10 protein-coding genes and 1 tRNA gene are annotated in these 12047 nt (G+C 70.7%); 2 read left to right on the top strand and 9 right to left on the bottom strand.

Going from position 1 to position 12047, the window contains the following annotated elements; all coding sequences use genetic code 11:
• The first annotated feature begins 132 nt into the window (after positions 1-132).
• A complete protein-coding gene (locus tag ACWCQK_RS09200; RefSeq protein WP_451153928.1) occupies positions 133-1605 on the top strand; it encodes a glycoside hydrolase family 18 protein in 1473 nt (490 codons plus the stop codon).
• A gap of 169 nt (positions 1606-1774) precedes the next feature.
• On the opposite strand, the gene ACWCQK_RS09195 is transcribed toward ACWCQK_RS09200, so the two are convergent.
• The 4 genes from ACWCQK_RS09195 to ACWCQK_RS09180 all read right to left on the bottom strand — a co-directional run bounded on the left by ACWCQK_RS09195 (position 1775) and on the right by ACWCQK_RS09180 (position 6605).
• The gene (locus tag ACWCQK_RS09195; RefSeq protein ID WP_451153517.1) at positions 1775-3205 is read right to left on the bottom strand and encodes a GH1 family beta-glucosidase; all 1431 of its coding nucleotides are present in this window, start codon (positions 3203-3205) and stop codon (positions 1775-1777) included.
• Positions 3206-3343: 138 nt separating this feature from the next.
• Positions 3344-4255: a carbohydrate ABC transporter permease gene (locus ACWCQK_RS09190; RefSeq protein WP_451153515.1), complete on the bottom strand. Its 912-nt coding sequence runs from the start codon at positions 4253-4255 to the stop codon at positions 3344-3346.
• Entirely contained in the window at positions 4252-5280 is a 1029-nt protein-coding gene (locus ACWCQK_RS09185) for a carbohydrate ABC transporter permease (protein WP_451153513.1), read from the bottom strand. The genes ACWCQK_RS09190 and ACWCQK_RS09185 overlap by 4 nt, the downstream gene beginning before the upstream one ends.
• Positions 5277-6605, bottom strand: a complete 1329-nt coding sequence (locus ACWCQK_RS09180; RefSeq protein WP_451153511.1) for an ABC transporter substrate-binding protein — start codon at positions 6603-6605, stop codon at positions 5277-5279. The genes ACWCQK_RS09185 and ACWCQK_RS09180 overlap by 4 nt, the downstream gene beginning before the upstream one ends.
• Positions 6606-6959: 354 nt before the next feature.
• Here ACWCQK_RS09180 and ACWCQK_RS09175 point away from each other — a divergent pair, with 354 nt between their 5' ends.
• Complete coding sequence (locus tag ACWCQK_RS09175) at positions 6960-8015, top strand: LacI family DNA-binding transcriptional regulator (RefSeq protein WP_451153509.1); 1056 nt, start codon at positions 6960-6962, stop codon at positions 8013-8015.
• A gap of 275 nt (positions 8016-8290) precedes the next feature.
• Here ACWCQK_RS09175 and ACWCQK_RS09170 read toward each other — a convergent pair whose 3' ends face one another.
• From ACWCQK_RS09170 to ACWCQK_RS09150, 5 genes are all read right to left on the bottom strand, one after another.
• Positions 8291-8797, bottom strand: a complete 507-nt coding sequence (locus tag ACWCQK_RS09170; RefSeq protein ID WP_451153507.1) for a GNAT family N-acetyltransferase — start codon at positions 8795-8797, stop codon at positions 8291-8293.
• Positions 8798-8867: 70 nt separating this feature from the next.
• Positions 8868-8940, bottom strand: a tRNA-His gene (locus tag ACWCQK_RS09165).
• A gap of 110 nt (positions 8941-9050) precedes the next feature.
• The gene (gene orn / locus ACWCQK_RS09160; RefSeq protein ID WP_451153505.1) at positions 9051-9659 is read right to left on the bottom strand and encodes an oligoribonuclease; all 609 of its coding nucleotides are present in this window, start codon (positions 9657-9659) and stop codon (positions 9051-9053) included.
• Positions 9660-9911: 252 nt separating this feature from the next.
• A complete protein-coding gene (locus ACWCQK_RS09155) occupies positions 9912-11141 on the bottom strand; it encodes a helix-turn-helix domain-containing protein (RefSeq protein ID WP_451153503.1) in 1230 nt (409 codons plus the stop codon).
• 378 nt (positions 11142-11519) lie between these two features.
• Complete coding sequence (locus ACWCQK_RS09150) at positions 11520-11861, bottom strand: hypothetical protein (protein ID WP_451153501.1); 342 nt, start codon at positions 11859-11861, stop codon at positions 11520-11522.
• Between the last annotated feature and the right edge of the window lie 186 nt (positions 11862-12047).

Raw genomic sequence — 12047 nt, 5'->3', positions numbered from 1 at the left:
CCTTCCTTAAGCGCACCCTAAGATCGTCGCCAGCCGTCCGGATCAACCGGCTTGTCCGATTCCGGATCGCTAGCGTGCTGCCGCGTCCCAGGTCTGGGAGCCCCCCCCGTGAGCAGTGAAGGCAGGCACGTGATGCGTACGCACCGGCGCAGGATCAGTGGCAGGAACAAGGCGATCGGCGGACTGGTCGCCGCGGCCGTGGTCGGCGGCAGCGCACTCGTCCTCACCGGCACCGCTCAGGCGGCCGGTGTCGGCGCCGCGTACACCAGGACCAGTGACTGGTCGACGGGCTACACCGCGCAGTACGTCGTCACGAACAACAGCGGGCAGGCGGAGCGGGACTGGACCCTGGAGTTCGACCTGCCCTCCGGTGCCCGGTTCGGCTCGCTCTGGAACGGTGAGTCGAGCGTCCACGGCATACACGTCACCGTGAAGCCGCCGAAGTGGGACACGGACGGCCTGGCGGTCGGCGAGTCGACCACCGTCGGCTTCGTCGTCAGCGGCGCGGCCGACCCGACCGGCTGTGTCGTGGACGGCGCGAAGTGCTCCACGGACGACGGCGCGACCCCGGAGCCGAGCGGCCGTCCGACGCGGCCGGCGACCCCCACCCCCTCGGCCACCCCCACTCCGACCCGGACGGCCACGGCGACCCCGACGCCGACGCCGAGCACGGGCACCGGAACGGGCACGGGCACAGGCACCGGCACGACGGCGGCCGCCGGCTTCGCCCCGTACGTCGACACCTCCCTCTACCCGGCCTTCGACCTGCTCGCGAGCGCCACGGCGACCGGCGTCAAGAACTACAACCTCGCCTTCGTCACCGACGGCGGCGGCTGCACCCCGAAGTGGGGCGGTGTCACGGACCTGGCGAGCGACGCGGTCGCCGCGCAGATCGGCGCGCTGCGCGCCGCGGGCGGCGATGTCCGCGTCTCCTTCGGCGGCGCCTCCGGCTCCGAACTGGCCACCACCTGCTCCTCCGCGGACGCGCTGGCGGCGGCGTACGGCAAGGCGGTGGACGCCTACAAGCTCACCAAGGTCGACTTCGACGTCGAGGGCGGCGCGCTGCCCGACACGGCGGCCAACACCCGCCGTGCCCGGGCCGTCGCCAAGCTCCAGGCCCAGCACCCGGGCCTGGACGTCTCCTTCACCCTGCCGGTGATGCCCGAGGGCCTGACCCAGGACGGCGTGAACCTCGTGTCCGACGCCAGGTCCAACGGCGTCAGGATCACCACCGTGAACATCATGGCGATGGACTACGGCCCCGCGTACAGCGGCGACATGGGCACCTACGCCGAGCAGGCCGCCACCGCCACCCAGGCCCAGATCAAGAGCGTGCTGGGCCTGTCCGACAGCGCGGCCTGGAAGGCGGTCGCCGTCACCCCGATGATCGGCGTCAACGACGTCGCGTCCGAGATCTTCAAGGTCGACGACGCCGCCCAGCTGGTGAACTTCGCCAAGTCCAAGGGCCTGGGCGGGCTGTCCATGTGGTCCGCCACCCGTGACAGGCAGTGCGACGGCGGCACCAAGCCCACCGCGGACGCCACCTGCAGCTCGATCACCCAGGACCGGTTCGCGTTCTCCAAGACACTCGGGACGTACAACTAGTCACGCTCCCGCAACCCGCAACCCGCAACCCGCAACCCGCAACCCGCAACCCGCAACCCGCAACCTGCAACCCGCAACCCGTAGGTCGCCGGGCGCGGTCCGCCCCCACGGCGGACCGCGCCCTTCGGCCGGACGTCGGCCGCCCCCACGACAGGCCGCGTCCGGCCGGTCAGGAAGCGGACTCGACGGTGGGCAGGGCCCCGGTCCGGGCCGCCTCGCCGTACCAGCGGGCGCTCGACTTCGGCGTACGGGCCAGGGTCGAGTAGTCCACGTAGACCGCGCCGAACCGCTTGTCGTAGCCGTACGCCCACTCGAAGTTGTCCAGCAGGGACCACAGGTAGTAGCCGCGGACGTCCGCGCCGTCGGTGATGGCCCGGCGGACGGCCGACAGGTGGCCGTGCAGGTACGCGACGCGCTCGGGGTCGTGGACGCGGCCGTCCGGGTCGGGCTTGTCGTCGTAGGCCGCGCCGTTCTCCGTCACGTACAGGGGCAGGCCCGGGGCCTCCCGCGTATAGCGCATGATCAGGTCGTGCAGGCCCGTCGGGTCGATCGTCCAGCCCATCTCGGTGCGCTCGCCCGGGGTCTGGTGGAAGTCGACGTCCTCGGCGCCCGGCCACGGGGAGTGGTCGCTCGCGCCGTGGCCGTCCGCCCGCGCGCCCCGGCGCGTCGGCTGGGCCGCCGACACCAGCGTGGGCGTGTAGTAGTTGAGGCCCAGCGCGTCCAGGGGCTGGTGGATCGCGCGCAGGTCACCGTCGAGGACGTACGACCAGTCCGTGACCGACGAGGTCGCCGTCAGGAGGGTCTGCGGGTACGCGCCGTGCAGGATCGGCCCGTGGAAGACGCCGTTGGCGAGGTCGTCGATGCGGCGGGCCGCGGCCAGGTCCGCCGGGTCCTCGGTGAGGGGCCGTACCACCGAGGAGTTGAGGCTGATCGCGACCGAGTTGCGGGCCGGCATCACCGAACGGAGTGCCGTCGCGCCCAGGCCGTGCGCCAGGTTGAGGTGGTGAGCGGCTCGCAGCGACGCCTCGGGGTCCGTGCGGCCGGGGGCGTGCACGCCGGAGCCGTAGCCGAGGAAGGCGCTGCACCAGGGCTCGTTGAGGGTGATCCACTGCTCCACGCGGTCGCCGAGCGCCTCGCCGACGATCCGCGCGTACTCGGCGAAACGCAGCGCCGTGTCACGCTCCGGCCAGCCGCCCGCGTCCTCCAGCTCCTGCGGCAGGTCCCAGTGGTAGAGGGTGATGGCCGGCTTGATGCCGTGGGCGAGCAGGTCGTCGACCAGCCGGCGGTAGAAGTCCAGGCCGACCTGGACCGCGGGACCCCGGCCGGTCGGCTGCACCCGTGACCAGGAGATCGAGAAGCGGTAGGCGTTCAGACCGAGGTCGGCCATGATCGCCACGTCCTCGGGGAAGCGGTGGTAGTGGTCGACAGCGATGTCACCGGTCTCACCGCCGGCCGTCCTGCCGGGCGTATGACTGAAGGTGTCCCAGATCGAGGGGGTGCGGCCGCCCTCCCGCACCGCCCCCTCGATCTGGTACGCGGAGGTCGCGGCACCCCAGAGGAAGGCGGACGGGAAGGTCTCGGGCGTAACGGGCTCAGACATGGAAGCGCTCCCATGGGAGGTCGGGGCAACCGACGGAAGGAAAGAAGGGGGAAGGGAGGGGGGACAGGGGAGACAAAGGAGGGGCGGAGGAGGGGCCGGGGCGGCGGTGGCCCGGCCCCCCGGAGGAGGGCGGGGGCGTCAGCCCTTGATCGCGCCCTGCATGATCCCGCCCACGATCTGCTTCCCGAACAGCAGGAAGGCGATGAGCAGCGGCAGCGTGCCGAGCAGCGCGCCCGCCATGATGACGGCCTGGTCGGGGACGTAACCGGTGCCCAGGGAGTTCAGGGCGACCTGCACGGTGGGGTTCTGCTGGTTGAGGGCGATGATCGGCCACAGGAAGTCGTTCCAGGCCATCACGAAGGTCAGCAGACCGAGGACCGCCATCGCCGGCCGCGCCGCCGGAAAGACGACGTGCCACACGACGCGCAGGCTGCTCGCGCCGTCCACCCGCGCCGCCTCGATCAGTTCGGTGGGCAGCGCCTGTACCAGGTACTGCCGCATGAAGAACGTACCGAAGGCGGTGACCAGGGTGGGCAGGATGACCGTCTGGAGCTGGTTGGACCAGCCCAGGTCGCTCATCCACAGATACAGCGGTACGACGGCGAGCTGCGGCGGGATCATCATCGTGCCGATGGTCAGCAGCAGCAGGAGCCCGGAGAACTTGAACCGCAGCTTGGCGAAGGCGAAGCCGGCGAGCGTGGAGAACACGACCGTACCGACGGTGATGGTCCCGGCGACGATCGTGGAGTTGACCATCGCGGTGCCGAGCCCGGCCTGCTCCCACGCGGCCTCGAGGTTCTTGAACAGGTTCCCGCCGAACCACAGCGGCGGCGGTGTCTGCGCCAGCCTCTGGTTGTTGCGGGATGCCGCGACGGCCGTCCAGACCAGCGGAGCCAGCGAGACCAGCGCGAAGACGGTCAGGACGGCATAGGTGACCGGACCCGCGTGCAGCTGCTTGCCCGCGCCGAGCACCCGGCGGCGTCCGCCGCCCCGGCCGTCCCGGGTTCCCTTCGCCCCTGTCCGAGGGGCGGTCAGTTCGGTGGTGGTCATAGGGATTTCCTCAGCCGTCGGGTGACCAGCAGGTTGATCGCGGCGACGAGCAGCAGGATCAGGAACATCGTCCACGCGATCGCCGACGCCTTGCCGAGATTGCCGATGCCCCAGCCCTGGTCGTACATGTAGAGGCCGAGCGTCTGGTACTGGTGCGCGGAGCCGCCCTTCGAGCCGCTGACCCCGCCGAACAGGAGCGGTTCACCGAAGAGCTGCGTCGCGCCGATGGTGGAGACCACCACGGTGAACAGGATCGTCGGCCGCAGCATGGGCACGGTCACATGGCGGAACTGCTGCCAGCGGCCCGCGCCGTCGAGAGCCGCCGACTCGTACAGGTCGGTGGGGATGGCCTGCATCGCCGCGAGGTAGATCAGCGCGTTGTAGCCGGTCCAGCGCCAGATCACGATCGAGGAGACGGCGAACTGGCCGCCCCAGTCGGACTCGCGCCAGTTGATCGGGTCGACCCCGACGAAGTGCAGCAGCCAGTTGATCATGCCGCCGTCCCACGAGTACAGCAGCGTGAAGACCAGCGTCGCGGCCGCCACGGAGGTGGCGTACGGGGTGAGCATCACGACCCGCCACACGGTCGAGCCGCGCAGCCGGTAGTTGAGCAGGTGGGCGATCCCGAGCGCCATGACCAGCTGAGGCACCGTGGAGATCACGCCGATGGTGAAGGTGTTCTGCAGGGCGTTCCAGAAGAACTCCGAGGACAGCAGGTTCTTGTAGTTGTCGAGGCCCGCCCAGGTCTGGTGGTCCAGGCCGGACAACTGCACGTTGTGCAGCGAGTACCAGGCCGTGTAGAGCAGCGGCACGAGCCCGAAGGCCCCGAAGATGATGAAGAAGGGGGCGATGAACGCGTACGGCGACGCCTTCATGTCCCAGCGGTACAGCCGGCTGCGCCAGGAGTCCGGGCCCGGCGGGGGCGTACCGCGACCCTGAGCGCCCCGGGCCGCGCCCGGCTGGGAGCCGGGCGCGGCGTCGGCGCTCGTCGCGGAATGCGCGAGAGCCTGCTTGGAGCTGGTCACTGGCCGAGCACGTCCTTGATCTCGGCCTTGGCCGCGTTCCAGCCCTGCTCGGGGGACTTGCCCTTCTGCTCGACCTGGAGGATGCCGATGTCGGTGATCGCGGTGCCGATCGGCTGGTCCTTGGTGCCGAAGTTCTGGACGGGGATGGTCTTCGCCGAGTCGGCGAAGATCTGCGTGATCGGCGCGTCCGAGAAGTACGACGTCGTCGCGTCCGCCGGCTTCAGGCTGTCGTACGCCGCCGGGGTCGACGGGAAGCTCGCCTGCTTGGCGAAGACCTTCGCCTGCTGCTCGGGCGCGGTCAGCCACTTCGCGAGCTCGACGGCCTCCTTCTGGTGCTTGCCGGCCGTCGGCACGCCGATGAACGAACCGCCCCAGTTGGCCGCGGTCGGCGCGGCCGCCACGTCCCACTTGCCCTTGCCGGAGTCACCGGACTTCTCCTGGATGTAGCCCATCATCCAGGCGGGGCAGGCCACCGTCGCGAACGAACCCTTGGCGAAGCCCTGGTCCCACGTCGGGTCGAACTGCTTCAGCTTCGCCGACATGTCGCTGGTCGCGACCGTCATCGCGGCGTCCCAGGACTTCTTCACGCCCGTGGACTTGTCCCAGATGACGTTCCCGTCCTTGTCGTAGTACCGCTCGCTCTCGCCGCCGAGCGCCGCGTTGTAGACCGAGGAGGCGGAGTCCACGAACTTGGTGCCGCTCGGCGCCTTCTTCATGTACTGCTTGCCCAGGTCGACGTACTTGGCCCAGTCGCCCTTCCACTGCGCGGCGAGCTTGGTGCGGTCGGTCTCGAGGCCGGCCTGCTTGAACAGGTCCTTGCGGTAGCAGATCGCCATCGGGCCGATGTCGGTGCCGAGGCCGATCGTCTTGCCGTCCTTGGTGGTGGCCTGGGCGGTCTTCCAGTCCAGCCACTGCGACTTGTCGACGTCCTTGCCGAGGTCGACGAACTTGTCGGCCTGGGTCTGGACGGCCTCGGTGACGTTGCCGACCTCGATCGCCTGGATGTCGTCGGTGCCGGAGCCGGCCTGGAGGCGGGTGAGCGTCTTGGGCCAGTACACGTCGGTACGGGTGGTGACGTTCTCCTTGATGGAGATGTCCGGGTGCAGCTTCATGTACTCGTCGTAGAGGCCGGCCTGCTTGTAGCCGAAGACGCCGAAGGTGCCTATGGTCAGGGTGGTCTTGCCCTTGGCGTCTCCACCACCGTTGTTCGAGTCCGACGAGCCGTCGTCCGAGTCACTGGCACAACCGGCCAGCAGCCCCGTAGTCAGCGCGGCGACGGCGGCGAGGGCCATCAGCCGGCGGGACCGGCGGGTACTCGTGCGCATTGCGTCCTCCTGTTGCCTGACGTGCCGACCCCCCGGCCAACTGCATTGGTGGCGCCCGTGGTTCTCGCTGCGGCTCGGGCGGGGAACGTGCGGGATGTGTATGTGTCAGGTACCGTGGGAGCGCTCCCACAGGTGATGTGTTGAAGAGTCGTCGGTCCGCGCGGGGGTGTCAAGGGAGCGGACACGGAGAGATGCGTTCAGTTATCGGCCTGTTAGCTAACCGGAGTTGGCGGAGCGCAAAATGAACAGGTCGGTAGATTTCGGTCCGGCTCGGGGCGAAGGCTGAGATCATCGACGCCGGAGCAGGACTGTTAGATTCCAGGCCAACGTAAGGTCGACGGGGAGGCGGAGCCCATGGCAGGCCACGGAGCGCGGAACCGGAGCGGCGGCCGGCCGACCCTCGAAGAGGTCGCCGCGCGCGCCGGGGTCGGCCGTGGCACGGTCTCCCGGGTGATCAACGGTTCGCCCCGGGTCAGCGACGCCACCCGGGCCGCCGTCGAGGCCGCCGTCGAGGAACTCGGCTACGTTCCCAACACCGCGGCCCGCGCCCTCGCCGCCAACCGCACGGACGCGATCGCCCTGGTCGTCCCCGAGCCGGAGACCCGGTTCTTCGCGGAGCCGTACTTCTCGGACATGCTGCGGGGCGTCGGGGCCGCGCTGTCGGACACCGAGATGCAGCTGCTGCTGATCTTCGCGGGCAACGACCGGGAGCGGCGCCGGCTCGCCGAGTACCTGGCCGCGCACCGGGTGGACGGCGTCCTGCTGGTCTCCGTGCACGCCGACGACCCGCTGCCCGACCTGCTCGCCCAGCTGGAGATCCCGGCGGTGATCAGCGGCCCGCGCTCGGCGGCGGAGACGCTGACGTCGGTCGACTCCGACAACTACGGCGGCGCCCGCTCGGCGGTGGAGCATCTGCTGTCCCGGGGGCGCGGCCGCATCGCCCACATCACCGGCCGGCTCGACGTGTACGGCGCCCAACGCCGTATCGACGGTTACTGCGACGCCCTGCGTGACGCGGGCCACGCGCCGGACGAAGGCCTCATCGAGGCGGGTGACTTCACCGAGGAGGGCGGCAGCCGGGCGATGGCGGCGCTGCTCGCCCGCCGCCCCGATCTGGACGCGGTGTTCGCCGCCTCGGACGTGACGGCGGCGGGCGCCCGGCAGGCGCTGCGCGAGGCGGGCCGTCGCATCCCGGACGACGTGGCGCTCGTCGGCTACGACGATTCGGCCATCGCCCGGCACATGGAGCCGCCCCTCACCAGCGTCCGCCAGCCGATACAGGAGATGGGCCGTTCCATGATCGACCTGCTCCTCAACGAGATCGCCGACCGCCGCCCGTCGGTCTCCCGGGGCCTGGAGCGACACCAGGTGGTCCTGGCGACGGAACTGGTGGCCCGGGCGTCCTCGTGACGGCCCCGCGCGGGAGAGGTCCGCGCCGGGACCCGGAGGATCTGCCAGGGTGAGCCGGCCCGTCGCGCCTGGGCCGGGGCTGCCAACTCCCCCTCCGCGCAGGGAATCTCCGCGCAGGGGATCTCCACGCAGGGGATCTCCGGGCGGGGGAGAGGGAGTGAGGGCGGGGGCGAGGGCCAGGGAAAGGGCGCGGGCCAAGTCGTCGGGTCGCGAGGAACGGGCGGAATCCCGGCGCCGACCGCTCCCCGTGGTGGCCGGACGGTCCGTCGGTGGGGCTACGGGCGGTCCGGGGTGGTCAGGCGCCAGCGGATCTCGCCGTCGTGCGTCTCGTCCGTCGGGGCGAGTCCGGCCGCCGACGCGACGGCGGCGGAGGCCCGGTGGTCGGGGTGGACGTGGGCGACGACCGTGCGGACGGACTGTGCGCGCAGCCAGGCGACGAGTCCCCGCGCGGCTTCGGAGGCGTATCCGCGGCCCTGCCAGGGCGTGCCCACGACCCAGGCGATCTCCGCGTGGTGTGCGGCGGTGACCGTGGCCTGGACGGTGCCGACGAGACACGGGTCGTCGCGCCGGCGCAGCACCCAGTTGCACCAGGTGACGGCCGGGTCGGGGGAGCCGGTGACGAGACGTGCGTAGCGGGACCGCAGGGCTTCGGCGGTGTAGGGGGTGCCGCCGATGAAGGTGTGCAGGGCGGGATCGGACAGGACGTCGGCCATCTCCCGGGCGTGCTCGACACCCAGGGGGACGAGGTCGAGGCGGGCGGTGCGCAACGGCTCGGTATGCACGATGAGGCGGATCTCCCGGAAATACGTCAGCGGGTGACCTCCGTGAGGAGGTCACCCGCTGAACCATCAGGGTGAGTGACGGGACTTGAACCCGCGGCCACCTGGACCACAACCAGGTGCTCTACCAACTGAGCTACACCCACCATGGGCCGAAGGCTGACTTTTTGGTCTTCCTGACCGGCCGAGAAAAAGTGTACAGGGTCCGAAGGGGTGCTCGCGCACGCTTTTCGCGGCGCCCCTTACGGGGACCCTCCTAGACCTGCTGAGCAGGCAGAACGTGCTTCGCCGCGATCGTCTTCGCGGTGTCCGAGTCGGGGCCGGGCTGGGGGACGAAGATGGCCTCGCGGTAGTAGCGGAGTTCCGCGATGGACTCGCGGATGTCGGCGAGGGCGCGGTGGTTGCCGTTCTTCTCGGGGCTGTTGAAGTACGCCCGCGGGTACCAGCGCCGGGCCAGCTCCTTCACCGAGCTGACGTCCACGATCCGGTAGTGGAGGTAGTCCTCCAGCGTCGGCATGTCGCGGAGCAGGAAGCCGCGGTCGGTGCCGACCGAGTTGCCGCACAGCGGGGCCTTGCCGGGTTCCTTGACGTGCTCGCGCACGTACGCCAGGACCTGCGCCTCGGCGTCGGCCAGCGTCGTGCCGCCGGCCAGCTCGTCGAGGAGTCCGGACGCGGTGTGCATCTGGCGCACCACGTCGGGCATCGTCTCCAGCGCGGAGTCCGGCGGACGGATGACGATGTCCACCCCTTCACCGAGCACGTTGAGCTCGGAGTCCGTGACGAGGGCGGCCACCTCGATGAGAGCGTCGTCCGACAGCGAGAGGCCGGTCATCTCGCAGTCGATCCACACCATGCGATCGTTCATGTGTCTAACCTTACGGCGCGCTGCCCCGGGTCGAACCGATCGTGCGGTGAGCTTGTGGTGGGGAGGGTGGGGAGGACGGGACGAGCAGCCCGCGCTCCGGAACCGGCCGGCCCACGCGGTGCGGGGCGGCCGGGACCGGAAATCCCCGGTCCTGACCGCCCCGCACCCCGTTCGACCGCTCATTTCACGCCCACGACCGGTCATCACGCCCGGTCACCTCACGTCACCGCGCGGCGGCGCGCGTTCCCTGTGTCACATCCCGCTCCGCTGTCCGGGCAGGCTGGCCCGGCCCGACAGGTACGGGTCCCGGCCGTTGTCGCCGGGCCCGGACGCCGAAGCGGCCAGCGCCGCGGGTGTGCGCCGGGTCTGGGGCGGGACCGGTCCGCTCTCCGGATGCAGCGTGGGCGGCGGACCCGCCTGGACGGACGCCATCGGGCCCTCGCTCTCCAGCTGCTTCTCGCTCTGCGGCCGGCGTGCCCGGTACGCGGCCCGGTACGCGGCCGGCGACGAGCCCAGCTGGCGGCGGAAGTGCCCGCGCAGCGCCACCGGCGAACGGAACCCGCAGCGGCCCGCGACCTCGTCCACCGAGTAGTCCGACGTCTCCAGCAGGCGCTGCGCCTGAAGCACCCGCTGGGTGATCAGCCACTGCAGGGGAGCGCTTCCGGTGAGCGAGCGGAACCGGCGGTCGAAGGTGCGCCGGCTCATGTAGGCACGCGCGGCCAGGGTCTCCACGTCGAACTGTTCGTGGAGGTGCTCCAGCGCCCAGGCGACGACCTCGGCGAGCGGGTCGGCGCCGATCTCCTCGGGTAAAGACCGGTCGAGGTAGCGCTCCTGACCGCCACTTCGGCGCGGCGGGACCACCAGACGACGGGCCAGCGCACCGGCCGCCTCGTTGCCGTGGTCCGTCCGCACGATGTGCAGACAGAGATCGATTCCGGCCGCGGTGCCCGCCGACGTCAGCACATCGCCGTCGTCGACGAACAGTTCGCGTGGATCGACGTGCACCGACGGATAGCGCTTGGCCAGCGTCGGCGCGTACATCCAGTGGGTGGTCGCCGGACGGCCGTCCAGCAGACCGGCGGCCGCCAGGACGAAGGCACCGGTGCACAGCCCGACTATGCGGGCGCCTTCCTCGTGCGCCCGGCGCAGTGCGTCGAGCGCGTCCTCCGGCGGCGGCGAGGTGATCGAACGCCAGGCAGGCACGACGACCGTGCCTGCTCGCGAGATCGCCTCCAGGCCGTGTGGCGCGGTGAGTTCGAGGCCCCCTGTGGTCCGCAGCGGGCCGTCCTCACCGGCGCACACCAGCAGTCGGTAGCGCGGTACGCCGGCGTCCTGGCGGTCGATCCCGAACACCGACAGCGGTATGGAACTCTCGAAGATGGGGCCGCCGCTGAACAGCAGCACCGCAACGATCTCCTTGCGGCGTCGCCCGGAAAGCTTCCGGGCCGCGGCTTCCGGCGCGGCAGCGGAGTCGTGGCTCATACTGCTAAGCCCCCCTCGGTGGTCGCGGCTCCTCGGTTGTGTCGCTCCTGCACGTTTCCCCTCGGTCCTGCACGAGTCCCCCGCCGTAAGACAGTCAAGATCGAATCTACTGTGTCGCACGGTGCCGGCGTGACCAGTTCACGATCCGGCACATTGTCGACATGGCAACTTGGCGTGAAGCATTCGATCACGAAGCGTTGCACTCGTGGGGCGTGCAGGGAAGTGCGCCTCGTCGCGGTGGCCAATCCCCGTAGGGTGCGCAGTCCCCCTGAGGCCCTTTCCGTGCAGGTGGAACGGGGGGTAGGGGGTGGTTCCGGTACGGGACGCACAGTCTCGAGAAGTTGGCTGAAAACAGGCGGGCGCGTGCATAAAAACCGGTCAGCCGACCGGTGTACTCCCGCCCGAGTGGCGCCCGCCTCTGCGCGCCCCCGTTCCGGCCCGGTGATGGCGCCGGCGCGAGGGCGCCGACGGTACGCCCTCCTCGGCGCGCAGCCGGGCCGCGCCACGCTCGGACCGGCGCAGCAGGATCCGGCAGGCGGCCGTGACGGCGGCGAGGCCGAGGGCCGTACCGGTGGCACCCGCGAGCGAGGAGCCGTACCAGAGGAGTACCACCGGGACCAGCACACAGCTGAAGGCCGCCCACCGGACCACGTCGGTCGCGGTGTCCGGCGTCGGCGGGGTGGCGCGTTGTGCCTCGGGGCCGGAGCGAGGTGAGGGCATGGCGTGCTCCCTGTGACGGTCGTTCACGGGGGTTCAACGCCTGTTCGAGCGCGGGGTCACCGCGGGCGGCCGGGTGAATGCCGTGCAAACCTCCTGTACGGCGCAGCGACCATTGCGTTACGGGCGCCCCCTCGTGCATGCTCCGGGGAATCCCGCGGCGCCCGCACGGGATCTGGGCGAAGGAGG

The sequence above is a fragment of the Streptomyces sp. NPDC002306 genome (assembly GCF_053593435.1).
The sequence above is the reverse complement of the archived record's forward strand: the minus strand, read 5'-3'. Positions and strand labels throughout refer to the sequence as shown.